At 59.2% G+C, this 23,566-nt stretch carries 25 protein-coding genes and 2 tRNA genes; 16 read left to right on the top strand and 11 right to left on the bottom strand.

Annotation, left to right across the window (positions count from 1 at the left end):
• Positions 1-99: 99 nt before the first annotated feature.
• From PMI03_RS06065 to PMI03_RS06055, 3 genes are all read right to left on the bottom strand, one after another.
• Positions 100-1,002, bottom strand: a complete 903-nt coding sequence (locus PMI03_RS06065) for a PopZ family protein (protein WP_039973661.1) — start codon at positions 1,000-1,002, stop codon at positions 100-102.
• 244 nt (positions 1,003-1,246) lie between these two features.
• Positions 1,247-1,918, bottom strand: coding sequence for a protein-L-isoaspartate O-methyltransferase (locus tag PMI03_RS06060; protein ID WP_174015610.1), 672 nt, complete (start codon positions 1,916-1,918; stop codon positions 1,247-1,249).
• A gap of 154 nt (positions 1,919-2,072) precedes the next feature.
• On the bottom strand, positions 2,073-3,215 hold the full coding sequence (locus PMI03_RS06055) for an acyltransferase (protein WP_007690923.1): 1,143 nt from the start codon (positions 3,213-3,215) through the stop codon (positions 2,073-2,075).
• A gap of 226 nt (positions 3,216-3,441) precedes the next feature.
• Here PMI03_RS06055 and PMI03_RS06050 point away from each other — a divergent pair.
• The 5 genes from PMI03_RS06050 (at position 3,442) to PMI03_RS06025 (ending at position 6,735) form a co-directional block, all read left to right on the top strand.
• Positions 3,442-3,515: transfer RNA gene (locus PMI03_RS06050), tRNA-Cys, on the top strand.
• A 316-nt stretch (positions 3,516-3,831) separates the two neighbouring features.
• Positions 3,832-4,083, top strand: coding sequence for a DUF982 domain-containing protein (locus tag PMI03_RS06040; RefSeq protein ID WP_007690922.1), 252 nt, complete (start codon positions 3,832-3,834; stop codon positions 4,081-4,083).
• Positions 4,084-4,247: 164 nt separating this feature from the next.
• Entirely contained in the window at positions 4,248-4,511 is a 264-nt protein-coding gene (locus tag PMI03_RS06035) for a hypothetical protein (RefSeq protein ID WP_007690920.1), read from the top strand.
• Between the two features lie 520 nt (positions 4,512-5,031).
• Complete coding sequence (locus PMI03_RS06030; RefSeq protein WP_007690918.1) at positions 5,032-6,135, top strand: porin; 1,104 nt, start codon at positions 5,032-5,034, stop codon at positions 6,133-6,135.
• Positions 6,136-6,387: 252 nt separating this feature from the next.
• Positions 6,388-6,735: a hypothetical protein gene (locus tag PMI03_RS06025; protein WP_007690916.1), complete on the top strand. Its 348-nt coding sequence runs from the start codon at positions 6,388-6,390 to the stop codon at positions 6,733-6,735.
• A 174-nt stretch (positions 6,736-6,909) separates the two neighbouring features.
• On the opposite strand, the gene PMI03_RS31490 is transcribed toward PMI03_RS06025, so the two are convergent.
• The 3 genes from PMI03_RS31490 to PMI03_RS06015 form a co-directional block, all read right to left on the bottom strand.
• Positions 6,910-7,080, bottom strand: a complete 171-nt coding sequence (locus PMI03_RS31490) for a hypothetical protein (RefSeq protein WP_007690915.1) — start codon at positions 7,078-7,080, stop codon at positions 6,910-6,912.
• 225 nt (positions 7,081-7,305) lie between these two features.
• A complete protein-coding gene (locus PMI03_RS06020; protein ID WP_034518371.1) occupies positions 7,306-7,554 on the bottom strand; it encodes a hypothetical protein in 249 nt (82 codons plus the stop codon).
• A gap of 211 nt (positions 7,555-7,765) precedes the next feature.
• A tRNA-Asn gene (locus PMI03_RS06015) sits at positions 7,766-7,840 on the bottom strand.
• Positions 7,841-7,957: 117 nt separating this feature from the next.
• Here PMI03_RS06015 and PMI03_RS06010 point away from each other — a divergent pair.
• Positions 7,958-8,272, top strand: a complete 315-nt coding sequence (locus PMI03_RS06010; RefSeq protein ID WP_007690914.1) for a hypothetical protein — start codon at positions 7,958-7,960, stop codon at positions 8,270-8,272.
• Positions 8,273-8,284: 12 nt separating this feature from the next.
• Here PMI03_RS06010 and PMI03_RS06005 read toward each other — a convergent pair whose 3' ends face one another.
• Positions 8,285-8,842, bottom strand: coding sequence for a sugar O-acetyltransferase (locus PMI03_RS06005; RefSeq protein WP_007690913.1), 558 nt, complete (start codon positions 8,840-8,842; stop codon positions 8,285-8,287).
• Positions 8,843-9,297: 455 nt separating this feature from the next.
• On the opposite strand from PMI03_RS06005, the gene PMI03_RS06000 reads away from it, so the two are divergent.
• From PMI03_RS06000 to PMI03_RS05985, 4 genes are all read left to right on the top strand, one after another.
• On the top strand, positions 9,298-10,650 hold the full coding sequence (locus PMI03_RS06000; RefSeq protein ID WP_007690912.1) for an extracellular solute-binding protein: 1,353 nt from the start codon (positions 9,298-9,300) through the stop codon (positions 10,648-10,650).
• Between the two features lie 93 nt (positions 10,651-10,743).
• On the top strand, positions 10,744-11,628 hold the full coding sequence (locus tag PMI03_RS05995) for a carbohydrate ABC transporter permease (RefSeq protein ID WP_012651293.1): 885 nt from the start codon (positions 10,744-10,746) through the stop codon (positions 11,626-11,628).
• A 7-nt stretch (positions 11,629-11,635) separates the two neighbouring features.
• Positions 11,636-12,550 (top strand): ABC transporter permease subunit, encoded by a 915-nt coding sequence (locus PMI03_RS05990; protein ID WP_007690909.1) that lies wholly within the window; start codon positions 11,636-11,638, stop codon positions 12,548-12,550.
• A 499-nt stretch (positions 12,551-13,049) separates the two neighbouring features.
• Entirely contained in the window at positions 13,050-14,666 is a 1,617-nt protein-coding gene (locus tag PMI03_RS05985) for a tannase/feruloyl esterase family alpha/beta hydrolase (RefSeq protein WP_007690908.1), read from the top strand.
• A 120-nt stretch (positions 14,667-14,786) separates the two neighbouring features.
• Here the strand turns inward: PMI03_RS05985 and PMI03_RS05980 are convergent, their stop codons facing one another.
• Together PMI03_RS05980 and PMI03_RS05975 are read right to left on the bottom strand one after the other, a co-directional pair.
• Positions 14,787-15,899: a sn-glycerol-3-phosphate import ATP-binding protein UgpC gene (locus tag PMI03_RS05980; protein ID WP_007690906.1), complete on the bottom strand. Its 1,113-nt coding sequence runs from the start codon at positions 15,897-15,899 to the stop codon at positions 14,787-14,789.
• Between the two features lie 133 nt (positions 15,900-16,032).
• Positions 16,033-16,863 (bottom strand): SDR family oxidoreductase, encoded by an 831-nt coding sequence (locus PMI03_RS05975; protein WP_007690903.1) that lies wholly within the window; start codon positions 16,861-16,863, stop codon positions 16,033-16,035.
• A gap of 298 nt (positions 16,864-17,161) precedes the next feature.
• On the opposite strand from PMI03_RS05975, the gene PMI03_RS05970 reads away from it, so the two are divergent.
• The 5 genes from PMI03_RS05970 to PMI03_RS05950 all read left to right on the top strand — a co-directional run bounded on the left by PMI03_RS05970 (position 17,162) and on the right by PMI03_RS05950 (position 21,017).
• Positions 17,162-18,202, top strand: coding sequence for a cysteine synthase A (locus tag PMI03_RS05970; RefSeq protein WP_007690901.1), 1,041 nt, complete (start codon positions 17,162-17,164; stop codon positions 18,200-18,202).
• Between the two features lie 4 nt (positions 18,203-18,206).
• Positions 18,207-18,944 (top strand): alanyl-tRNA editing protein, encoded by a 738-nt coding sequence (locus PMI03_RS05965; protein ID WP_007690899.1) that lies wholly within the window; start codon positions 18,207-18,209, stop codon positions 18,942-18,944.
• 64 nt (positions 18,945-19,008) lie between these two features.
• Positions 19,009-19,866, top strand: a complete 858-nt coding sequence (gene sseA / locus PMI03_RS05960) for a 3-mercaptopyruvate sulfurtransferase (protein WP_007690896.1) — start codon at positions 19,009-19,011, stop codon at positions 19,864-19,866.
• Between the two features lie 57 nt (positions 19,867-19,923).
• Positions 19,924-20,436 (top strand): GNAT family N-acetyltransferase, encoded by a 513-nt coding sequence (locus PMI03_RS05955; RefSeq protein WP_042477387.1) that lies wholly within the window; start codon positions 19,924-19,926, stop codon positions 20,434-20,436.
• A gap of 71 nt (positions 20,437-20,507) precedes the next feature.
• The gene (locus PMI03_RS05950) at positions 20,508-21,017 is read left to right on the top strand and encodes a DUF1203 domain-containing protein (protein WP_007690892.1); all 510 of its coding nucleotides are present in this window, start codon (positions 20,508-20,510) and stop codon (positions 21,015-21,017) included.
• Between the two features lie 16 nt (positions 21,018-21,033).
• Here PMI03_RS05950 and ald read toward each other — a convergent pair whose 3' ends face one another.
• Complete coding sequence (gene ald / locus PMI03_RS05945; protein WP_007690891.1) at positions 21,034-22,152, bottom strand: alanine dehydrogenase; 1,119 nt, start codon at positions 22,150-22,152, stop codon at positions 21,034-21,036.
• Between the two features lie 132 nt (positions 22,153-22,284).
• On the opposite strand from ald, the gene PMI03_RS05940 reads away from it, so the two are divergent.
• Positions 22,285-22,746 carry an Lrp/AsnC family transcriptional regulator gene (locus PMI03_RS05940; protein ID WP_039973643.1) on the top strand — a complete coding sequence of 154 codons (462 nt, stop codon included), beginning with the start codon at positions 22,285-22,287 and terminating at the stop codon, positions 22,744-22,746.
• A 6-nt stretch (positions 22,747-22,752) separates the two neighbouring features.
• Here the strand turns inward: PMI03_RS05940 and PMI03_RS05935 are convergent, their stop codons facing one another.
• Positions 22,753-23,562, bottom strand: coding sequence for an endonuclease/exonuclease/phosphatase family protein (locus PMI03_RS05935; protein ID WP_007690887.1), 810 nt, complete (start codon positions 23,560-23,562; stop codon positions 22,753-22,755).
• Positions 23,563-23,566 lie beyond the last annotated feature (4 nt).

Below are 23,566 nucleotides of genomic sequence, written 5' to 3'. Positions count from 1 at the left end.
TCGGTGATGCGGGTTGTAAATAGGATGGTCGCAGGCAAGTCAATAAAAAAGCCGCCCCGGAAGCCGGAGCGGCGGATCATCTACCCGAAGCTCGGGCTGTCAGCGGCGCGGGCCGCGGGCCACTCGTTCGATTTCTTCACGCACGAGACGCTCGACCAGCGTCGGCAGATTGTCGTCCAGCCAATCCTGCAGCATCGGCCGCAACATCTCCTCTGCGATCTGATCCAACGACCGGCGCTCGCTGCCGTCGATCGCAGCGGCGAGCTGTCCGAAGGACCGTGCAACCTGCGCACCGGCTGCTTCCGACATCAACGAAGACGAGAGTTCGGCCTGTACCTGCGGCAGGAAACGATCGGCGGTGGCCACTGCCGGCTGTTGTGGCGACGGATTGAAAACCGGGGCTGCGGCCGGGCGCTCTTCTACTTGTTTCGGTTCGGCGTCGTCCTGCGCCTCGACCTTGGCCGCATGCAGCGCAGCCTCGGCGAGAAGTGCGGCCGTCGGCGCGGTTGCGGCCGATGCGGGTGCTTCAGTAACGGTATTGCGCAGCGGCACACCAGCGAGCGGCTCGACGCGGGCCTCTGCAAGGCGCGCGACCATGGCTGGCGGCAATTCACGCAGCTGCGGTGCTTCGCGAGCCGGGTTCAGTTGCGCGGCATTGCGCTCGGAAGCGGCACGAACGCGCGCGGCGACATCGGCAAGTGACAGGGTGCGAGCGGGCGCTTCCGGCTCACGCATCGGCATCTGCGAATTGGCGGCGACGAAACGCGGTTCGGAGTCGGCGGCTGTAACCGACGATGCATTCGCCAGGTCCGCGGCGGCGAATTCCTCATCGACCGTCAGGTGGATATCGTCATCGCGCTCATCGTCGGCAGTGGTGTAGACAGCAGGCAGGGACGGCGAAATGGAATGGGCGGCGCCGGGCTCGTTGCTCTCGATGATCCGGCGGATGGACGCCAGGATCTCCTCCATGGACGGTTCACGCACGACACTTGGCTGAGCCATATTCATCCCCGTTTTCCCAGATACAACGACCGGAATCCCGTCAAAGGAGCGCCCGAATCAGCGCCACCCTAGAATACTACCCTTGGGAAAAAAATCACCGCGAAAGCACTAAGCCCGCTGATGCACAGTTTTGTTACGGTCGGCGCGAATCGCGTGCGATTACCGATTTCATTACTGGAGAGCCCAACGAAAAACGGGCGCCTGAAGCGCCCGTCTCAAAAGGATCATTCGGCCATACTGCCGATCAGAACACGAATTCCTTGGCCTTGGCAAAGCCCGGCAGCGGCTTGATCGACGCATTGAAGAAGACGTTTTCCGAAAGAGCTCCGCGCTCGCGCATGAAGACGGTGGCGCGAGCGGCATGGCCATAGCCCAGCACCACGATCAAACGACCGCCTTCGCCGAGCTGATCGAGCAGTGCCTGCGGCACTTCCTGAACCGAACCATCGACAAAAATGACATCGTAGGCGCCGCTGGCGGCATGGCCTTTTTCCAACTCGCCGGTAACGACCGCGACGTTGTCATGGCCGAGCGCTGCGAGATTGGCCTTGGCCGTAGCGGCCAGCGCCTCGTCGGATTCGAGCGCGACGACCTTGCCGGCCAGGATCGACAGGAGCGCCGAGACGTAACCCGTACCGCAACCAACGTCGAGAACCTTGTCTTCCTTGGTAATCGCGCCGAGCTGCAAGAGCTTTGCCAGCGGCGACGCTTCCATCAGAAAGCGCGCCGGCGCGCCTGCAGCCGCCGGACAGACCTCGATATCATTGTCGACATAGGCCAGGAGCTTCGACTTCTCCGGCACGAAATTTTCGCGCGGCACCGTCAGAAACGCATTCAACACGGAATGGGAGGTAACATCCGTCGTGCGGATCTGGTTCTCGACCATCTTCACGCGTGCTGCTTCGAAATCCATCATATCCTCTCGCGCCCGAAGGCTAAGCCGGTTTTGCTTCTATGCTTAGCGTGTCTTAATCGCGTGCGGCTACGCTTTCAAGGCGTTGCTGCGGCAGACGCAGAGATTCATGATGATGCGTCGCGCCGCAACAACAGCGGCCTTGGTGATGCACGGATCAGACCGCTCTCTTTTTATTGATTGCAGCAGGTTCCGACGCAACGGGCTCGCGTCTACCGAGGCCACGGCCGAACTCGTGAAACGGCTTCTCTATATAAAGATAGGAGAGCCTCGAAACGATCAGCGATCCGACAAGCGTCACCACCAGCAGGTAACCGGCCTGCGCCCAGGGCGACGAAATCCCAAGCCTCGGTAGCGTGGCAAGCGCCAGAAGCAGAACCAGCATATGCGAGAGATAGAGCGAATAGGCCATGCTGCCCAGCCATTGTAGCGGCCGGCCGCAGGCAATGGCAGACATCCGTTCAAAGACGGCACCCCTACCCTCACGCGCCGAAATGATAACCAGGATCGCCGTCAGCCAGATGGCGAGCGGCAGATAGTCGACGGAACGCTGGAATATGCACAGGCCGACTCCGATCAGCCAAAGCTGGGGCAACGGCAAGGATTTCACGAAGGGGTCGTCGAGGGCGCGGCGTTTCATGAAATAGAAGCTGGCGATGCCGACACCGAAATCGACCAGCCATTTGCTCAGAAAGCTTTCGGGTAGCGCCGGTGAGACCACGGCAACCGCGAAGGCCAGAAGAATAAGAACGGCGATTCGCGACCACGACACCGGTCTCGCGAGCAATCCGATCAAGAGCGGCGCCATCAGATAAAACTGCCATTCGAGCGAGATGCTCCATGCCTGACCGAGAAAAGCATAATCTGTGAACGGCAGAAAGCGCGGCGGCACCAGCCCATGTAGGCCCGTGACATGCACCAAAAGGTGCCAGGGCCAATAGGCGAGCGTATCACTGGCAATGCCGACCCGTGCCGCTTTCATCGAGCCGTCGGGTGACGCCGCCCATATCTGCACCGCAACGCCTGCGACCGCGACGGAGATCGCCAGATAAAACAGATAGGCCGGGAAAATCCTCAGAGCGCGCCGGGCGATATACAGGTGATAAGGTTCCGGCCGTTTATCGATCAACGCGGTTATGGCGAAACCGCTGAGGATGATGAAAACATCCACTGCATGTTCGTTATAGAACCGCTCCTGAAACAGCCGTCCATGAATGGCGACGGCGGAAGCGACATGGCCGACAAGAACCCAGATCGCCAACATGCCCCTAAGGGCTTCGAATTCCCTGACATATTTCATAAACTGCTCCACCAGCTTATCCGAATGTTCGGTCGGAAATAGAGGAGCAATCTATTTTTGCAATGCAGCAACATTTCCGCAAATGCGTTGTCGCGGCGTTTGCCCCCTGAAACACACCCTACCGGCGCCAATCGACAAGTTATTTGATCATCGACCGCGATAGGTCTTGCACTCTCCTGAGATTCGTTCTAAACGCCCGCCATCACTCGCCTTTACTAAATCGGATGGCCTCGTGGCGGAGTGGTTACGCAGAGGACTGCAAATCCTTGCATCCCGGTTCGATTCCGGGCGAGGCCTCCATTTATTTTCCAGTAAAATCAATCAGATACGAGATGGTCGGGCTGGAAATTTCCGGCTCCATGTTGCGCGCTGTTCCCGTTGATTTTCAAGCTGCCCACAAGGGCACGGCAAAGCACCATACCGACCGGGCTGTGATGTCATCGAAGCGTGTCGGGGCGCCAGTCTGGATGATGGACATTGATTCCGTTTTGTCTCGTCATCCCACCGGCCCCGAAACATTCCAGCGAGCGTCGATCCCAGACGAAACCGCCTCGCCAGGCGAAATGAATCGGCCTATGAGACAGGCTATAAGCATCCACAAATTTGAGAGTTTCCGATGACGGAGAGAAAATGGAGCAAGGCGGTCACGATCGCTCTTGAGAAACCCGAAGAGTGGGTAATCATCGACACGACCCAGGCAGCCTCCTGGGCGCTGATCGAGGATTGGCCTATCGAGGAAGCCCCCGCGTTGGACCGGGCGCTGTCCATCTGTGCCGATGTGATCAGCGGCAAGCGCACTCCCGAGGATGCACGGCAGGCGTTCATCGCCGCAGTGAAAGAGGCCAAGATACCGATGAAGGAGGGGTAAGATCCTCATTCTCCGCAGACCGCTCCCGGCGCTGCCGAGCTTTCTGACTGTCGGCGGATTGTAGCGTCAACCTTATCTAGCGGATGTGGTGTGGCAACCAAATTCGGAACAATCAAGCTGACGACGACGTTGGGATACTGCCCATATGAAGAGGAGTATTTCTTATGCGTCACGTTATTGGTTTTACGAAAAAGGTCACGGAACAACCGTTCCACCTCGTTGAGACTGACAGTCAGGCACCGCAGTTCACCATTGGCCAGGCCGTGAAAATCGAACCCTCCGCTAACTTGCTTCAGATTTACCAGATCGGAACACGGGTCTATCCAGACCAGCTGTGCACGACGGTCATCGTCGGCGACTCGTCGCCCGCCGGAGCTCTCAGTGATGGAGAAAATTGGTCCGGTGCTCCTGACTGGGATAAAGAGTAATAACCTTCTACCGCCATCAACCTCATGCGGCATCCATCTTAAGCTTTACCCGCGCTGGCAGGCCTCACTTTCGCGATGGATGTCGCTCACAACGAAAGCCATGGACTGTCAAAGTCCTGCGTTCGCCCATCCGGCCGAGGTCTCCAAAATCTTCCCAATCGTTTCTCGATCGCAGCTAGTTTCGCCGATACGGCGGGTTACGATTGCGCGATTCCATGGCATTCCCCTTCCCTTACCCTCCCTCAGGTTACAGACGCACCCTGTTCGCAACCCCTGGAAAGCCTGCAATATAAGGCGAACCCGCGATTTGCGTCATTTTTGCAACAAAGATTTTTTTCGAGTAGCGTACATATAGTTCGCCAATCTTAGTAACTTGCCAAATCAGCGAAGCGGGTTCACCAAATAGTTCGTGAAGCTTACTACTTCGCACCTACTGATAGGGAACATGAACGGGATGGGTTGGGCACGTCATTATTTGGCGCGATATCTCATGCCCAATCGGGAACAGATTGGAGTTATTATGAACATCAAGAGCCTTCTTCTTGGCTCCGCTGCCGCGCTCGCAGCAGCAACCGGTGCTCACGCGGCTGACGCTATCGTCGCCGCCGAGCCGGAGCCGCTCGAATACGTTCGCATCTGCGACGCCTACGGTCCTGGGTATTTCTTCATCCCGGGCACGGAAACCTGCCTCAAAGTCGGCGGCAAGCTTCGTACCGAAGGTGAATGGTACAACGCATATAATCGCGCCAGCAGCCAAGGCACTCTCTGGCATACCCGCGCCGAGTTGAACGTCGACACCGCGACCGACACCGAATACGGCCCGCTGAAGACCGAAACCATCGTTCGCTGGGACTGGAACGACGGCGGCTCGACCAGCACGAACCTGCTGTGGTCGTATATCAGCCTCGGCGGCTTCACCGTTGGTAAGAAAGACTCGGCCTATAACCTTTATATCGGTTACGCCGGCGACGTCATCAACGACGACGTGATCTATGACGGCCCGTACGAACTCAACCAGTTGACCTACAACTACGATGCCGGCAACGGCTTCACGGCTGTAATCTCGCTCGAAGACAGCAACTCCGGCGGCTCGAGCAACTCCTATGGCGCAAGCTGGTGGGTTGATCAGAGCACGGACCACTACGCTCCTGACGTTGTTGCCGGTGCAGGCTACAAGGCTGGCGCATGGTCCTTCAAGGTTGTCGGCGGTTATGACTCCATCGTCGAAGAAGGCGCTATCAAGGCTCGCGTCGATGCCGACTTCGGCGGCTTCACGGCCTTCTTGATGGGCGGCTACAATACGGATGGCGACAAGCTCAACAAGTATGCTGGCACCAACCAGGATATTTCCGCTTGCACGGCGCCGAACGGCACCGTCAACGAATCCAAGTGCGGCTGGGGTGACTGGGCCGTTTGGGGTGGCGTTGGCGTTCCGGTCAACGAAAAGCTGAAGTGGAACCTGCAGCTCGCCTACACCGACTCGAAGATCTTCGAAGCTACGTCGAACCTGAAGTTCAACCCGGTCAAGGACCTGCTCATCGAGCCGGAACTGACCTACGTTCACTACGACTATGCCAAGGACGACACCGTTTCCGGTATCCTCCGCTTCGAACGCAACTTCTGACCTGATCTGACTTGACCTCCGATCAGAGAAGAGAGGGGCCTGGCTTTCCCTGCCAGGCCCCTTTTTTATGCTGATCCGACCCCCGCAAGCCGCTGCGGCCGATTGCATCACCCTCCGCCTCCGCAAATCAGCGCATCGCAATCGTATTGCGTGTTGCCGGCGAAACCATATCAACCTTAAAGTGGAACATTACCGCGCTCGCGGCGTTTACTCACCGAAAAGGGATATGGTTCAAATAAAGGAGTCGGTGCTTTGAGAAAATTTGCTGCGATTGCCCTGGCAGCTTCGCTGACCATGGGAACAATGCTGGCCGCCGCAGTTCCGGCAAGGGCGATGCCGGTGACCAATTCACCCTCGACCAGCGTTTCCGACATCGTTCTGATTCAGGAACGCGGATCTCGGCGTAACCAGGATTTCGATCGTGGACGGCGGGATTGGCGCGAGCGTCACCATGATCGCCGCCATTGGCGCGAGAGCCGCGACCGTCGCTGGGATCGCCGTTCGGACCGTCGCCGCTATTGGGGTGACGACCGGCGCTATTATGACCGGCGCGACTACCGTCCGCGCCGCGGCGGCATCATCTTTGAAATCCGTCCGTGATCTAGGATGGTAGGCGCGATGAATTTCGCTAGCGATTGATCGATCAAACAACGATCATCGATCCGGCCTGCTTGCATACCCCACAAAACATTCCGGCCGCTGTCGAAAGAACTCGACAGCGGCCGGTTTAGTTTGCCGCCGGTAAGCGCCACCGGCGTAAACACTGACGCCGAATTAACGGCAGACGCGTTCCTTGCGAATGACCCAGTGGCCATGAACCTTGTGCTTCACGGTCTTCACGAAGCAATCATGATGATGGCGATGGAACGGAGCAGCCTGCGACGGCGCGCTAACGGCGACGACGGATACCAGGGCAACGGCGGAAGCGAGAATCAGGTTTTTCATGTCGAACCTCTAAAGCATTGGGGGACTATGCTGCGCGATTGCGCCCGCTGTTGATGCGCTGATTCACCTTAACGTTACATGAATGCATCCTCACGTTTTCGAGAGCGGTGATGCCGTGCGATCGAATCTGCTGGAATGATGAAGACCGCGGCCGTCGGCGGAAATGCCGGCGGCTTTCTTTGCGCCCATCTGACCTCCATCTGGAGATCTCTGAAATATGGAAATCTACTTCCGGCGGCGATCCCGTAATGCATCGATCAATCGGTGCACCTTCTCGGTCGCGTAAACGATATCTTCCCTGGGCAGATGCACGGTGATTTCGATCTCCTGCCATCGCCCGCCGTTATCTTTTGCATAGCGGACGGCAGCTTTGAGGGAATTGAATTCAACTGCAGGAGCGTCAGCAATCCAGAACTGCACGGTGCATGTCGCTTCACCATAGTCTGAAAGGGCTTTGAGTGGGTCTAGGGCCATGCCGCGAGCTTTACACTGTTGGCAGTTCGTTGGCTACCGTGGACGAAACCGCTGGCTTCCTCTCGTCATGGTACGGCGATGGGCCGCCACCGATCTAGCCGAGCGTCAATTATGCACAGGCTAAAAGGAAGTCTAAAAGCGGGGAGAGAAAGAGGAGAAATAAGTGCCTGCTACCGAAAATATCAAGATAACAGGCACCTAAGTCTGAAAATGGCTCCCCGGGCCGGATTCGAACCGGCGACCTGTCGATTAACAGTCGAATGCTCTACCGCTGAGCTACCAGGGAATACCGCTTGGCGCGGTGTGAGTGGGCTAATACAAATGCTTTCCCGATTTGCCAAGCGATTTTTTCAAAAAAGTTCATTTCCCTTGTATTATTTTGTCGCTTTACCATCTCCTGTGGATGACCAATCCAGGCAGAACCACAGAAAATAGCGGTCGCAAAGCGGGCGAAAAGGCCCGTCGTTTCGGCATAGACCCCAGCACGCGCGAGCTTGTCATAGGCTCCATCCGCATTCCACTCCCGAGATCGCGGCTCGCTCGCGTCGGCCTCGGCGTCGCGTTGATTTTCGGCGGCCTGCTCGGCTTCCTGCCCATCCTCGGCTTCTGGATGCTGCCGCTCGGCTTCGTCGTGCTGTCGCATGACCTGCCGCTGGTGCGGCGCTGGCGCCGTCGTTTTGCCGTGTGGTGGACAAAACGGCGTCGCCCGGCGAACTGATTCCTCGCTTCTTTACTTTGAAGGCAGAGCCCTGGCCGGGTTTCCAACCACGGCCACGCCCGCTTGCACGCTTTTCGTGACCACTGCCCCGGCTCCGACGATCGCGCCGTCGCCGATCGTCACACCGCCGAGGATGATGGCACCGCCGCCGATCCAGACAGCCTTGCCGATCTCGACCGGCCGCGCGATTTCCTGCCCAGCGCAACGTAGTACCGGATCTCTGTGATGTTCCGGGCAATAGATCTGGACGCCCGGTCCTAGCATGCTGCCTTCGCCGATCCGCACAGGGGCGCTATCGAGAATGGTGCAGCCGGCATTCAAATAGACCTTGGGACCAAGCCAGATATTGATGCCGTAGGAGCAGTGAAATGGTGCCTCGATGAACACACCCTCGCCGGCGCCGGCAAAAAGCGTCGACAGCGCCGGGCCGAAATTGCCGCGCTGGAGGGGCGGCATAATGTTGTGCTGATGCACGGCATTGCGGGCCGCCACACGCAGGGCATCCAACTCGGGATCGAGGCAGCAATACCATTCGCCCGCCGCCATCTTCTGCCGTTCGCTCTGCGCCATGGATTCGCTCCTCAATGCTTCCGTCGTTATATCTGCGTGATCATGCATCAAGGCGCAGGCCCACGGCAAGGAAAGCCCGTCGGCGCCATCGACATTCCCCCAGCCATAAACATCAGCGGACCGCGCCTGATCAGGGCAAGTATAATGATGATCAGTGACAGCTCCTTCATCATATAGCGCACCATCCCGACAAGACACGGGATCGACGACGCATGTGCATCCTTCCTGAAATTACCAATATTAGACACGCATCAAGTTACGCCGGCCGTGGCAACTGCCCTGTCCTTCCGGTTCATCCGCAACAGGTCTTTGAAAGCGCCTGTAGAGACGAAAAACCACCCTTGAACGCGAGATTCGTACCCACAACAAACTGTCACACAGCATCTCTATAACGCCGCTACCGCGGGCTTGCCCAAGACCACCGGTTCCGAGCTTTCAAGAGGGAAATAGGGATTATGTCGACACTTAAAAACTGCATTTCGGCCGCCGCCGCCGGCGTCATGAGCTTAGCGCTGGCCCTGCCTGCTGCTGCCGCTCCGACCAAGTTCGATTTCTGGTTCGGCCTGTCGGGCGATCTGGAGCGCGTCGTTCAGACGATGTGCAAGAATTTCAACGAGTCGCAGAAGGACTATGAAGTCGTCTGCACCAGCCAGGGCAATTACGACGCGACCCTGCAGAACACCATTGCCGCCTTCCGCGCCGGCAAGCAGCCGGCAGTCGTCCAAGTCTACGACGCCGGAACCGCGACCATGATGCTCTCCGGCGCCTATTATCCGGCCGGCAAGCTGATGTCCGAAAATGGCTACAAGATCGACTGGAACGACTATTTCCCCGGCATTGCGCGCTATTACGCAACGTCGAAGGGCGAGCTGCTCTCCTTCCCGTTCAACTCCTCGACCGCCCTGCTCTACTGGAACAAGGACGCCTTCGCGAAGATCGGCAAAACCGCCGCTCCGAAGACCTGGGAAGAAGCCGCCGACGACATGAAGGCGCTCAAGGGTGCCGGCTATGATTGCCCAATGGCCATCAACATCTCCGGCAACGAAAGCTGGCAGCTGATGGAGCAGTTCTCCGCGCTCCACAACCAGCCGATCGCCACCAAGAACAATGGTTATGACGGTCTCGACGCCCGTCTCGAGGTCAACAAGACCAAGTTCGTCAAGTACGTGACCGACCTCAAGAGCTGGTACGATCAGGGCCTCATCAAGATCAAGTCGAAGGAACTCGGCCAGGATATGGTTCAGGCCTTCGCATCGGGCGATTGCCAGATGATCATGACCTCCGTCGGCGACCACGGCACGGTCGGCAAGACGCAGAAAGCCGGCATGAACTGGGATGTTGCCGAGCTTCCGGTATACGCCGGTACCGAGCGCAAGAACTCTCTGGTCGGCGGCGCTTCGCTCTGGGTTCTCTCCGGCAAGTCCGCCGATGAATACAAGGGCGCCGCCGCGTTCCTGAACTTCATCCACGACCCCAAGACCGCTCTCTTCTGGTCGACCAACACCGGCTACATCCCCGTCACGAATTCCGGCTTTGAATTCATGAAGTCCTCCGGCTTCTACGACAAGGCTCCCTACAAGGGCCGCGAAGTCGCCATCGCCAGCCTGACCGCCTCCGAGCCGACCCCGATCACCCGCGGCATCCGTCTCGGCAACTTCACGCAGATCCGCGCTGAATTCGGCAACCAGATGCAGGCGATCTTCGCCAACAAGGTCAGCGTCCAGGAAGGCATCGACAATCTCGCCAAGAACAGCAATGCCGTTCTCGAGCGCTTCGAAGCCACCTACAAGGGCAAGCAGCTCCCGTAAGCTGCAAGCTAAGCCAGACAGCGTCCGCCGGGATTTTCCCGGCGGACGTTTGTCATGACCGAGAATGGCATCAGACCAAAGCCGGAAGAAGCAATGGAAAAGCGTACGACTTTCAGTAAGTGGAGTGTCGGCATCCTGTTCGCAGTGCCGCAGCTCCTCCTCATATTCACCTTCTTCTATTGGCCGGCCGGCCAGGCGATCTACTGGTCGCTGACGCTGCAGCAGCCCTGGGGCGGCGGCAATATCTGGGTCGGGCTCGACAACTTCAAAGCCATTCTCGCCAGTGCCGATTACTGGAATTCGGTGACGATCAGCATCATCTTCGCTGCCATCAGCACTGCCATCTCCATGGGCGTTGCGCTGATCCTCGCAGCCCTGACCGACCGGCAGCTTCGCGGTTCGAAATTCTACAGCGTCGTGCTGATCTGGCCCTACGGCGTCGCAGCCCCCGCATCGGCGATGGCCTTTCGTTTCATCCTGGCGCCGGAAGCCGGTTTCATGTCGGTCGTCAATCACTATTGGCCGGGGTTTTGGGACCCGGGCCTCAACGGCAATGCCGCGATGGCTTCCATCATTGCCGCCTACTCGTGGAAGTATATCGGCTACAGCTTCATCTTCTTCCTTGCCGCCTTCCAGGCCATTCCGCGCTCGCTGATCGAAGCTGCCGCGATGGACGGCTCCAGCGTGCTCCGGCGCCTCTGGGATATCCAGTTCCCGCTGATCACGCCGACGATCTTCTTCCTGCTGGTGATCAACATCACCGAGAGCTTTCAGGATTCCTACGGCATCGTCGACATCATGACATCAGGAGGACCGCACAACGCGACCAACCTCATGGTCTACAAGATCGTTTTCGACGGCTTCAGAGGTCTCGATTATTCCGGCGCGGCGGCGCAGAGCATCATCCTGATGCTACTGATCATCGTGCTCACCATCTTCCAGTTCCGCTTCATCGAGCGGCGCGTGCATTACCGTTGAGGCTGACATGGTCGAGCGCACCCCAATTCTGAATTTCTTCACGCATGTAATCCTGTTCCTCGGCTTCGTCGCGGCGATGGCGCCGCTGGCCATCGTTGCCATCGCCGCATCCCACAATATGACTGATGTCAATCAGGTACCGATGTCGTTGATCCCCGGCACCGATTTCTGGGTCAACATAAAGACGGCCTGGACGACCGCCGATCTTGGTCCGAAGCTGCTGAACAGCCTGATCTTCGCCGGCGGTGTGGCAGCCGGCAAGGTGATCCTTTCGGCCCTCACCGCCTTTTCGCTGGTGTATTTCCGCTATCCGGGCCGCCACTTTATCTTCTGGCTGATCTTCATAACACTGATGCTACCGCTCGAAGTGCGTGTCGTGCCGACCTATGCGGTTGTCGCCAATGTGCTGTCGCCCTACCAGGCGATCCTCGATGTCACCGGCATCAGCTGGCTCATCGAAAAGGTTTCGGGCATTCACGTCGAGCTGAACCTGGGACTGCTTAATTCCTATCCCGGCCTGATCCTGCCGCTCGTCGCCACGGCGACCGGTACGTTCCTCTACCGTCAGTTCTTCCTGACAATACCGGACGAGCTGACCGAGGCAGCGCGCATGGACGGCGCCGGATCGCTGCGCTTCTTCATCGATATCCTGATGCCGCTGTCACGCACCAATATGGCAGCGCTCGGCACCATCATGTTCCTCTGGGCCTGGAACCAGTATCTGTGGCCGCTGCTGATCACCACCGATCCGTCGCACGCAACCGCGGTAACCGAACTCAAGCAGCTCATCCCGAACGTCGGCGGCCTGCCCGAGTGGCATATCGCCATGGCCGGCACGCTGATCGTCATGCTGCCGCCGCTCCTCGTCGTGGCGCTGATGCAGCGCTGGTTCGTTCGCGGCCTCATCTCCACCGAGAAGTGATCGAAGCCTGTCGCGCCTCATTGGTAGGCGCGGCAGCTGCCGACGCAGGCGGTGTTGACAGAATCAAATCCACCGCATGATCGACATCAGCGCTTTCGTCGCCAGCTCGCTGCATGTCCCGGCCCTATCCATCGTTTGTGAAGCGCCTCAAATGGAGGCACCGGCTTCAGGGCGATTTCATTTCGCCGGGAAGCTGGTGGCGAGTTCCCCTGCCGATGTTCGATTAATACAATTATTTGCTTGAAAAATGCATTGTGACGTTCCTCCGTTGCCTGCATTTTTCCCTAGCTTAATCGGTTGGAGGGACTGATTACGGGAGTCGTCAAGCGTCCGCCTGCTGCATGTTTTTCGCCGTGATCTCGCCATACCCCATGGGTGCAGCGAGTTTACGCGATGAAACGATGCGGCATGCGCGAAATTTCCGGAGCGAATACCGGAATTCGCCGGGGCGACAAATCCAACAGTGCGAGCCCATCGAAATTGCAAGGAGGAGGATGCAATGAGACTTTGGCAATTGATCACGGCGAATGCAGTGCTTTTCTTGAGCGTAGGTGTCGCTGCTGCCCAGCAAATGCCGACACCTGAAGAAGCGCATTGCATGGCTCTGCGGGGAATGTTGATCTCTCGCGACAAGATCGGCGCGCCGGCTCGTCGCGCCGTCGTCTATTCCGCCGACCTTGTCAAAGGCGACCAAGCTGCCGGCGGCGGCTTCTGCAAGGTGCTCGGCGGGATCGAACCCGTTGATCCCAAGGCGCCGAACATCAATTTCCAAATCAATCTGCCGCTGACCTGGAACGACAGGATTATCCAGTACGGCGGCGGAGGCTATGACGGAACCCTGATCGAAGCGGTCAAGAATGTTTCCTTCGGATCTGACGCGGTTCAAACACCCCTACAGCGCGGCTATGTTACCTTCGGCAGCGACAGCGGCCACCAGTCGCCATCAGTGCTCGACGGCAAATTCCTCTTGAACGATGAGGCCCTGGCCAACTTCGGCGGCCTGCAAATCAAGAAGACCCACGATGTCACAACGGTAGTGGTTGCCGACTATTACGGCAGGAAGCCGCAAAAGACCTATATCCAAGGCAATTCGCAAGGCGGACACGAATCCCTGATTGCGATCCAGCGCTGGCCAGCCGATTACGATGGCGCCATCGTTACCCATCCAGCCAACCCCTTTTCGGCATTACAGCTTTCCGGCAACTATCTCGCAAAGGCTTTCTACCGCAAGGGGGCCTATCTGAACCCCGCGAAAGTCGAGCTGCTCAACGCGGCCGTTGCGAGAGCTTGCGACAAGCTCGACGGTGTCGAAGACGGTCTCATTTCGAATACGGAAGCGTGCGACGCGACCTTCAAGGTCGAAGACCTTCGCTGCGGAAACGGAAAGGATGAAGGCGATACATGCCTTTCAGACACCCAAATCGAGGTTCTGAAGACAATCAATACGCCCTACAAGTCTCCGGTCAGGCTGGAGGACGGTGTCGATGGCTTCGCGCGCTGGCCGATTTTTCAAGGTGGGGATCTCTATGGCCTGTGGGGTTTCGGCTCATCGCCAGACCTGACAGACCCGCCGACCCCTGTTGCCAATTTCGGCCTTGCCGTCCTTGCCGATCCATTGATCCGCTACGCCATCGTGCGCGATCCGAAATTCAACACGATAACGTTCGACCCGGCAAAATATGCCAAGCGGATTGCACAGGTTTCCAGGCTGACCGATGCAAACAATGCCGACTTATCCGCCTTCGAGAAACACGGTGGCAAAATGCTGCTGATGCACGGCACCACCGATTTCGCAATCTCGCCCTACAATACGGTTTCCTATTATGAGCGCGTGGTCAAAACGATGGGGATGGAGAATGTCCATGGCTTCATGCGCTTCTACCTCATACCGGGTTTCGGTCATGGCAGCGGCAAGTTCATCGCCGCCTGGGATCCCCTGACGGCTTTGGAGAACTGGGTCGAAAAGGGAAAAGCGCCGGAGAATCTGACCGTCAGCGATGCCGGCAAGGATGGTGCCGGCCGCACGCGGCCAATGTGCGAATATCCGTCCTATCCGAGATACAAGCCGGGAGCGACGGATATGAACAAGGCGGAGAATTTCGAATGCACGAAATGATCTGCGGGCAGGTTTAGAGTCCGGATCGCGGCCGCAGTCGATGACAGCTCAGCATTATAGAAAAAGCCCGGAAATCGGTGAGGATTTCCGGGCGCACTTGCTGAAAATTGATATCTGAAATCAGTGCGCCATCACCTTGAGAGGCGTGACGGTGGCGATGGCGTCAAGTCTCAGACCAGTGTCCTGGGCGAAGAGATGGATGTTGTCTCGCGGCAGCTCCAGCGCCACGGCCTGACCCGTTTCACCGGATGTATGGTTGGCGACAGCAACGGCGAAGCTGGAGCCGTTGATATCGCAATGGATGACACGGCCGGCGCCAAGCTCCTCGACGAAATCGACTGTTGCCGGAACAGCGCCGGGCGTACCCACCGGCACCAGACGCGCATGTTCAGGGCGGATGCCGAGGGCGACGGGCTGGCCGGCATGGCGCTTGCCGATATTGGCGTCGATGGAGAACGGCAATCCGTCGAAAATGAACTGCTCGCCATTCGCCGAGAAAGAGCCTTCGAGGAAATTCATGGCCGGCGAGCCGATGAAGGAGCCGACGAAACGGGTGCGCGGCGTGTTGTAGACTTCCAGCGGCGTGCCGACCTGCTCGACATTGCCCTTGTACATGACCACCAGCTTGTCGGCGAGCGTCATGGCCTCGACCTGATCGTGGGTGACGAAGACGGACGTGGCCGACAGGCGCTTATGCAGGCGACGGATCTCGACGCGCATCTGCACGCGCAGCTTGGCGTCGAGGTTGGAGAGTGGCTCGTCGAAGAGGAAGACCTTCGGTTCGCGAATGATGGCGCGGCCCATGGCGACGCGTTGGCGCTGGCCGCCGGAAAGCTCGGCCGGCTTGCGGTCGAGGAAATCCTCCAGGCCGACGATGCGAGCGGTTTCCTTGATGCGGCGGTCACGCTCCTCGCGCGGCACGCCCGCCACCTTCAGGGCATAGCCCATATTGGCGGCGACATTCATGTGCGGGTAGAGCGCGTAGTTCTGGAAGACCATGGCGCAGCCGCGTTCACGCGGCTCGAGCTGGTTGACGACCTTGTCGTCGATGACGATCTCGCCCGAAGTGATATCCTCAAGTCCAGCGATCATGCGCAACAGGGTGGACTTGCCGCAGCCGGAAGGGCCGAGAATAACCACGAATTCACCGGAACGGAAATTCAGGTCGACGCCATGCACGACCGGATTGCGTCCATAAGCCTTGCGAACCTGCTCGATCCGGATTTCTGCCATCTTATTTTCCCTGCCTGTCAATTCTGGGCATGCCAGTCGGCTGGACTGCTAGCGAACTTGCATTACAGAACGGTGACAGGATCAGGCGAATTGGCTTGAGCGCAGGCTTTTCAGCGTATCCGGCGCATCAAGGCTACTCCGCGGGGTGTGGAGTCGGATGATGGCCCGGGGCCTGTCGTGGACGACGGTCGCCCGTAATGCGTCTGACGACACGGAAATACAGGCTGTAGGGCAGGAATCTCATGAGTTTCATCTTGTAGGTGAAGCTCTTCGGGAAAGTGATTTCGAATGACGGTGATTTGAGCCCGGCGGCTATCGCCGTGGCCGCGTCGTTCATCGACATCAGCCCCGGCATTGGAAATTTGTTCTTCGCCGTCAGCGGCGTTTCGACGAAACCCGGCGTAACCAGCTGAATGCGGATGCCGACGCGATCCAGGTCGAAATTCAGGCTTTCGGCCATGTTGATGAGTGCCGCCTTGGTGGCGCCGTAAGCAGCGCCTCCCGGCAGGCCGCCATAGCCTGCCGCCGAGGAGACGATCGCGATCTGGCCGTGCCCTCTCGCCCGCATATGACGCACCGCCGGCACCAGACAGTTGACGACGCCGTGTAGATTGACGGCGAAGCTGTGGTCGAACACATCATGGTTCAAATCCTCGGCGCGCGCCGGCAGATAGATCCCGGCATTCAGAACGACCAGGGCCAGCGGGCCATGTTGATATTCGATCGCCGCAACGGTGTGCTCCATGTCCTCGGCACTGGTGACGTCGCCATCGAGCACGACGATGCTGCCGGACAGCTTGCTCGCTTCCGCCTGCAGCTCAAGCAGCTTGTCGTGACGACGTGCGGTGACGGCAACCTTGTAGCCCTCGCCGGCAAGCCTCAGCGCCAGCGCACGGCCGATCCCGGAGCTCGCGCCGGTGATCCAGGCCACTCCATGTTCGGGACGGGCGATGAATGGGCTCATGGCTTTTCTCCTCGGCTGGTGACCTGCCCGGATGCCGCATTCAGGCGGTCTTCCTCAGCATTTTAGGACTAGCGCATCATTGTGGCCTCTTTCGGCCAACATAGGGTACGCATGGGAGAAATCCGTGCCGGCCTGACGGAGGAGCGGACTTTCCGATGGCAACCCGCCAAGTCTTTTGTCGTCCAAGTGGAATTTTGCGGCCCGGACGGGGAGCGTGGAACAGAATTTCTTGCCTAGACTGCCTTGTGAAGGGAAAAGACCGTTCTTACAGTAGTGCTGAACAGAAGGCAGAGATTCCATGACCGTCCATCCCTCCGTCCTAGAAGCAATCGGCAACACGCCATTGATCAAGCTCAAGGGAGCCTCCGAGGCGACGGGCTCGACCATTCTCGGCAAGGCGGAGTTTTTGAACCCCGGCCAGTCGGTCAAGGATCGCGCTGCGCTCTACATCATCCGCGATGCGGAGAAGAAGGGCTTGCTGAAGCCCGGCGGCGTCATCGTCGAGGGTACAGCCGGCAATACCGGTATCGGCCTGACCCTCGTCGCCAAGGCGCTCGGCTACCGCACCGTCATCGTCATTCCGGAAACGCAGAGCCAGGAAAAGAAGGACGCGCTGAAGCTGCTCGGTGCCGAACTCGTCGAAGTGCCGGCGGTTCCCTACAAGAACCCCAACAATTACGTGAAACTCTCCGGCCGGCTTGCCGCGCAATTGGCAAAGACCGAGCCGAACGGTGCGATCTGGGCCAACCAGTTCGACAACGTCGCCAACCGGCAGGCGCATATCGAGACGACCGCCAAGGAAATCTGGGCCGACACCGACGGCAAGATCGACGGCTTCATCTGCTCGGTCGGCTCCGGCGGCACGCTGGCCGGCGTCGCCATGGGCCTGCACGCCTTCAACAAGGACATCAAGATCGGCATCGCCGATCCGGAAGGCGCCGCGCTCTATGAATTCTACAAGAATGGCGAGCTGAAATCCTCCGGCTCCTCGATCACCGAGGGTATCGGTCAGGGCCGCGTGACGGCAAACCTGGAGGGGTTCACGCCCGATTACGTCTATCAGGTCACCGATGCCGAAGCCCTGCCCTATGTCTTCGATCTCGTCGAATATGAAGGTCTTTGCCTCGGCGGTTCGACGGCCATCAACATTGCCGGCGCGGTGCGCCTCGCTAGGGATCTCGGCCCCGGCCACACGATCGTGACGATCCTCTGCGACTACGGCAACCGCTATCAGTCCAAGCTTTTCAACCCGGACTTTTTGAAATCGAAGGGTCTGCCGTTGCCGTCATACCTTGCGAAGAGCTCCGATATTCCGATCCCTTACGAAAACCAAGCGTGACGTCATGCCCGTGAATGCCCTTTATCGTGACGACTTTTATCTTTCGACCGCCGAAGCCGTCGTCACTGCGATTCACGAGGATGGGGGCATTGAGCTCGACCAGACCTGCTTCTACGCCACCTCGGGCGGACAGCCGGGCGACACAGGTTTCTTCGAGCGCGCCGACGGTTCGAAGATCATGCTGGGACAGACGAGGCATGGGCCGATCAAGGACATAATCATCCATGTGCCGCTCGAGAGCGAGGCGCAGCCTATCCTCGGCGAGAAGCTGGTGCTGCATGTCGACTGGCCGCGTCGCTACAAATTGATGCGTATGCACACGGCCTGTCACCTGCTCTCGGTGGTCTGCCAGTTTCCAATTACTGGTGCAGCCGTCGGCGAGGATGAAAGCCGTGTCGATTTTGACATGAGCGAGACGATCGACAAGGACGAGGTGACGGCGAAGATGATGGCGCTCGTCAACGAAAACCATCCCGTCTTCGTCCAATGGATCACGGATGAGGAGCTGGCGGCCAATCCGGGCATCGTCAAATCCAAGAATGTGCGCCCGCCCGTCGGCCTCGGCCGCGTCAGCCTCGTCTGCATCGGCGAGAATTCCGCCGTTGACAGCCAGCCCTGCGGCGGCACACATGTGTCGGAGACGCAGGAAGTCGGGGCAATCCATATCGCCAAGATCGAGAAGAAGGGCAAGGAGAACCGTCGCTTCCGCATTCGTTTCGGCACGCCCACGGACGACGCGTAAAGCCGGCCAAGTCCCACATCCTGACACACCCCCCAGAATCAAAAATAGGCAGGGAGAGATCATCATGACAGCGGAGAAAAGCCGTTTCGTCGTATCCGCCGATTGGCTGCAGAACGAATTGGGCGCCAAGGATCTGCGCATCCTCGACGCGTCCTTCTATCTGCCGGCGCAGAAGCGTGACGCCGATGCCGAATATGCCAGCGGCCATATTCCCGGCGCCATCCGCTTCGATCAGGACAAGATAGCCGATCACTCCACTGGCCTGCCGCATACAGTTCCCTCGCCTGAGTTCTTCGCGGCCGAGGTCGGCAAGCTCGGCATCAGCGAAAACGATCGCATCGTCGTCTATGACGGCCCCGGCCTCTTTGCCTCACCCCGCGTCTGGTGGCTGTTCCGCGCCGTGATGGGCGCAAAGAACGTCTTCGTGCTGGACGGCGGCCTGGATGGCTGGAAGGCCGAAGGACGGCCGCTGGAAACCGCCCTGCCCGCATTCGCGCCCGTCACCTTCCAGCCGAACTTCAATGCCGCCCGCGTCGTCTCCTTCGACGAGATGCGCGGCATTGTCGACAGCGGCTCCCTGCAGATCGCCGATGCCCGCAGCGCCGGCCGTTTCGCCGCTGCCGAGCCGGAACCGCGCGAAGGTATGCGTTCCGGCCATATGCCGGGCGCCAAGAACCTGCCATCCGGCGTCTTTGCCGTGAACGGCAAGTTCAAGTCGTTGCCCGAACTGCGTGAGACGATCGAGAAGGCTGGCATCGATCTGGAAAAACCCGTCGTTACCACCTGCGGCTCCGGGATCACCGCCGCCATCATTACGCTGGCGCTGGAATCGCTCGGCCACGACGCCAACCGGCTCTATGACGGCTCCTGGTCGGAATGGGGCAGCCGTCCGGATACGCCCATCGTCACCGGAAAGGATTGAGCGTTGCGGCCCGTGAAGACGCCCTCGTCGCTCAAGGTTCATATCACCCGTCTGGAAATGACCGCGCCACCCAAGGCGAGCTTGGCGGTGCCCGTCAACATCCAGACAGCGATCATGCGTTCACCCGGCATTCCGCTGCCCTTCTACCGCTATCTCTATCGCCAGGTAGGCGCGCGCTGGCACTGGGTCGACCGGCTTCGCATGTCCGACGAAGAGCTGACGGCTGTCCTGCACAATGAGCGCAACGATATCAGCGTCCTCTACGTCAACGGCGCCCCGGCAGGATTCTTCGAATATTTCCGCCAGGATGACGAGACGATCGAGCTCAGCCATTTCGGCCTGATCGAGCACGCGCTCGGCCTCGGCATCGGCAAATGGTTCCTGCTGCAGTCGCTCTACGCCATATGGACGCTGAACCCGCAGCGCGTCACCACGACCACCAACAATCTCGATCATCCGCGCGCACTGCAACTCTACCAGATGTTCGGCTTCTCGCCGGTCTCGACAGGCGAAGGAATCGTGCGGCCACTGAGCGACAAGGAATTGCTGGAGCTGGCGAAAAAGGCCTGACGGCAGGAATCGGGTGGCTTCCGCCTTCCTTGCAGCGCATCACATGACGAACCTCAACAAGGAGATTTGTCATGTCCACCATCGCTTTTGCCGCCATGCCCACGTCCGATGCAGAAAACCTCTGGAACGGCGGCGCTGATGCTTACGGTCACCGACCGGAGACAATGATCTCCGACGGCCCCGGCCATCCCTGCCGTCATTGCCTGCGCAATATCGATGCTGGCCAAGAATTTCTTGTCTTCGCCTATCGGCCGTTTCCTGAGTTGCAGCCCTATGCCGAAACCGGGCCGGTCTTCCTGCATAAGGTGCCTTGCGCGCGCTATGCAGCCAAGGAAGTGCTGCCGCCGATGCTGACAACCAGCCCCGATTTCATCGTACGCGGCTATGGCAAGAATAACCGCATTGTCTACGGCACCGGCGCCGTGACACCGATCGGAGATATCCCCACCTATGCAGCAGAACTGCTGAACCGCGATGGCATCGCCTATGTGCATGTCCGCTCGGCACGCAACAATTGCTATCAATGCCGGATCGATAAAAAAGAAGCGCCGGCACATGAGAATGCCGGCGCCTCCATCTGACGTAACGCGATGGGCTTTACGCTACGTTCAAGACGCTTTCCGGCGCGAAGGCTTCATAGCCCAGCGCCTCCGCCACCGGCTTGTTGGTGACGCGGCCCTTGTGGACGTTGAGGCCATTGCGCAGATGCTTGTCCTCGGCGATTGCCCGCAGGCCGCGATCGGCCAGCGCCAGGCCGTGATAGATGGTGGCGTTGTTCAGCGCATGCGCCGAGGTGACGGGAACGGCGCCCGGCATGTTGGCGACGCAATAATGTACGACGCCGTCGACCTCGTAAGTCGGCTCGGAATGGGTGGTGGCATGCGAGGTTTCGAAGCAGCCGCCTTGGTCGATGGCAACATCGACGATAACCGAGCCCTTCTTCATGCCGGACAGCATTTCGCGGGTGACGAGCTTCGGTGCGGCGGCACCGGGGATCAGCACGGCGCCGATGACGAGATCGGCGGAAAAGACCTCTTCTTCCAGCGCCTGGATGCTGGAATAGCGGGTGTGGACACGGCCGTTGAAGATGTCGTCCAGCTGTCGCAGGCGCGGCAGCGAGCGATCGAGGATGCTGACATCGGCGCCGAGGCCGGCCGCCATCTTGGCGGCATGCAGGCCGACGACACCGCCGCCGATGATCGCCACTTTGGCCGGCAGCACGCCAGGCACGCCGCCCAGGAGGATGCCGAGGCCACCATTCGCCTTTTGCAAAGCTGTCGCACCCGCCTGGATCGACAGGCGGCCGGCGACCTCCGACATCGGCGCCAGCAGCGGCAAGCCACCGCGCTCGTCGGTGACGGTTTCATAGGCGATGGCGGTGACGCCGGAGGCAATGAGGCCCTTGGTCTGCTCCGGGTCTGGCGCGAGGTGCAGATAGGTGTAGAGAAGCTGGCCGTCGCGCAATTGCGCCCATTCGGAAGGCTGCGGCTCCTTGACCTTCACGATCATGTCGCACTTTTCGAAGATGTCCTTGGCGCTGGCGGCGATCTTCGCACCGGCGGCAATATAGGCGTGGTCATCGGCGCCGATGCCGGCACCGGCCTTGGTCTCGACCCAGACCTCGTGGCCGTGGGCCACATATTCGCGGACCGACGCGGGCGTCAGGCCGACGCGGTATTCGTGGTTCTTGATCTCTTTCGGGCAACCGACACGCATATCATTCCTCCCTGAATGCTTCACAGGAATGAGACCACCTCCGCTTTGAAATGTCCTTGCAAAGAGAATTTGCCCGACAGTCATTTTTCGTGGATTATTGCGCATAAGGAAAATTCTTCGAAAGATCTTCGAATGTCGGACCTAGACGCCATGGATCGTTCGATCCTGCGGGTGCTGCAGCAGAACGCCAGGATCACCAACGCCGAGCTTGCCGAAAAGGTCGGCCTGTCGCCGTCGGCCTGTTCGCGCCGCCTCGATATTCTGGAGAAGGACGGCGTCATCAGCGGCTATCATGCGCGGTTGTCGCACAAGGCGCTGGACTACAAGATGATCGCCATGGTGCATATCTCGCTGTCCGGCCAGTTCGCCAAGACGCTTTCGGAATTCGAGGCGGCGGTGAAACTTTGCCCGAACGTGCTCGGCTGCTACCTGATGTCCGGCGAATATGACTATATCCTGCGCATCGCCGCCCGCGACCTCGAGGACTATGAGCGCATCCATCGCGACTGGCTCTCCGCGTTGCCGCATGTGGTGAAGATCAATTCCAGCTTTGCCCTGCGCGAGGTCATCGACCGGCCGAATGTCGGTCTTTGAGCTGGACTACCGTAGATCCAGAAGCAAGGCGCGATGATCGGAGACTTCCGGCTCGGCGACGGCGTCGAATGCGACCACCTCGACCATCGGCGTCACCAGCATGTAGTCGGCGAAGCGCGGCTCCTTGCGGTAATGGGAGGTGCGCGTGTCGCGATGTCCCCGCGAGGTGATGAGATCGGAAAGTCCCAGGGCTGCCAGAGCCTCGAAGGTCACGCTTCCCGGTAGCACGTTGAAATCGCCGCAGACGACCAGCCGCTCCTCTCCAGGCCACAGCTGACGGATCAGATCGACCAGCGCCCTCGCCTGGTGCTGACGCGCCGGCGTATCTCCCTTGCCCTCGGGATCGCGCAGGCCATGCATCTGGGCGATGGTAATCGGATAGCCGGCTTCATAGTCGAACAGACGAATGCAATGGGCGTTGCGCGACCGGGGATGTGGACCCCAGCCATCTGAAGAGAACGCCCCATGCACGAAGCCCAGGGCCTGGCCGATGACCGGATAGGATTTGCGGACGAAGGTCGCCAGACCGAATTCGGAAAAGAGCCGACGATCGCCATCGAAAAGCTCGCCCCGCGCCACAGGGCAGAAGAAGGCGTCATGCGACGGGAGAGCCGCCTTGATCTCCTCGAACAGATTCGCCCGCTGCGGGAGTTCCATACCGGTATCGCGATAGATCAGCCAATCCGATTGCGTGCTTGATGCGCGCACGACTTCCTGCAGGCAGAGAACATCCGCATCGACGTCGACCAGATATCGCATCAGCGGTTCATGCAGCGCGCCGCCCCATGCATTCAAAGAAACGATACGCAATGTCATTTCC

Source organism: Rhizobium sp. AP16, from assembly GCF_000281735.1.
Classification (GTDB): domain Bacteria; phylum Pseudomonadota; class Alphaproteobacteria; order Rhizobiales; family Rhizobiaceae; genus Rhizobium; species Rhizobium rhizogenes.
This window is presented reverse-complemented; position numbering and strand designations above follow the sequence as displayed.

Excerpts from the sequence above, each read along its gene's own strand:
- PMI03_RS05965 (WP_007690899.1), top strand. The coding sequence starts at position 18,207 with ATGCCCGTGAATGCCCTTTATCGTGACGACTTTTATCTTTCGACCGCC.
- PMI03_RS06060 (WP_174015610.1), bottom strand. The coding sequence starts at position 1,918 with ATGATGGATTTCGAAGCAGCACGCGTGAAGATGGTCGAGAACCAGATC.
- PMI03_RS05990 (WP_007690909.1), top strand. The coding sequence starts at position 11,636 with ATGGTCGAGCGCACCCCAATTCTGAATTTCTTCACGCATGTAATCCTG.
- PMI03_RS05935 (WP_007690887.1), bottom strand. The coding sequence starts at position 23,562 with ATGACATTGCGTATCGTTTCTTTGAATGCATGGGGCGGCGCGCTGCAT.
- PMI03_RS05975 (WP_007690903.1), bottom strand. The coding sequence starts at position 16,863 with ATGAGCCCATTCATCGCCCGTCCCGAACATGGAGTGGCCTGGATCACC.
- sseA (WP_007690896.1), top strand. The coding sequence starts at position 19,009 with ATGACAGCGGAGAAAAGCCGTTTCGTCGTATCCGCCGATTGGCTGCAG.
- PMI03_RS05980 (WP_007690906.1), bottom strand. The coding sequence starts at position 15,899 with ATGGCAGAAATCCGGATCGAGCAGGTTCGCAAGGCTTATGGACGCAAT.
- PMI03_RS05940 (WP_039973643.1), top strand. The coding sequence starts at position 22,285 with ATGTCGGACCTAGACGCCATGGATCGTTCGATCCTGCGGGTGCTGCAG.
- PMI03_RS06010 (WP_007690914.1), top strand. The coding sequence starts at position 7,958 with ATGACCAATCCAGGCAGAACCACAGAAAATAGCGGTCGCAAAGCGGGC.
- PMI03_RS05970 (WP_007690901.1), top strand. The coding sequence starts at position 17,162 with ATGACCGTCCATCCCTCCGTCCTAGAAGCAATCGGCAACACGCCATTG.
- PMI03_RS06005 (WP_007690913.1), bottom strand. The coding sequence starts at position 8,842 with ATGGCGCAGAGCGAACGGCAGAAGATGGCGGCGGGCGAATGGTATTGC.
- PMI03_RS05950 (WP_007690892.1), top strand. The coding sequence starts at position 20,508 with ATGTCCACCATCGCTTTTGCCGCCATGCCCACGTCCGATGCAGAAAAC.
- PMI03_RS06030 (WP_007690918.1), top strand. The coding sequence starts at position 5,032 with ATGAACATCAAGAGCCTTCTTCTTGGCTCCGCTGCCGCGCTCGCAGCA.
- PMI03_RS05955 (WP_042477387.1), top strand. The coding sequence starts at position 19,924 with ATGACCGCGCCACCCAAGGCGAGCTTGGCGGTGCCCGTCAACATCCAG.
- PMI03_RS06065 (WP_039973661.1), bottom strand. The coding sequence starts at position 1,002 with ATGGCTCAGCCAAGTGTCGTGCGTGAACCGTCCATGGAGGAGATCCTG.
- PMI03_RS06000 (WP_007690912.1), top strand. The coding sequence starts at position 9,298 with ATGTCGACACTTAAAAACTGCATTTCGGCCGCCGCCGCCGGCGTCATG.
- PMI03_RS05985 (WP_007690908.1), top strand. The coding sequence starts at position 13,050 with ATGAGACTTTGGCAATTGATCACGGCGAATGCAGTGCTTTTCTTGAGC.
- PMI03_RS06055 (WP_007690923.1), bottom strand. The coding sequence starts at position 3,215 with ATGAAATATGTCAGGGAATTCGAAGCCCTTAGGGGCATGTTGGCGATC.
- PMI03_RS05995 (WP_012651293.1), top strand. The coding sequence starts at position 10,744 with ATGGAAAAGCGTACGACTTTCAGTAAGTGGAGTGTCGGCATCCTGTTC.
- PMI03_RS06040 (WP_007690922.1), top strand. The coding sequence starts at position 3,832 with ATGACGGAGAGAAAATGGAGCAAGGCGGTCACGATCGCTCTTGAGAAA.
- PMI03_RS31490 (WP_007690915.1), bottom strand. The coding sequence starts at position 7,080 with ATGAAAAACCTGATTCTCGCTTCCGCCGTTGCCCTGGTATCCGTCGTC.
- PMI03_RS06020 (WP_034518371.1), bottom strand. The coding sequence starts at position 7,554 with ATGGCCCTAGACCCACTCAAAGCCCTTTCAGACTATGGTGAAGCGACA.
- ald (WP_007690891.1), bottom strand. The coding sequence starts at position 22,152 with ATGCGTGTCGGTTGCCCGAAAGAGATCAAGAACCACGAATACCGCGTC.
- PMI03_RS06035 (WP_007690920.1), top strand. The coding sequence starts at position 4,248 with ATGCGTCACGTTATTGGTTTTACGAAAAAGGTCACGGAACAACCGTTC.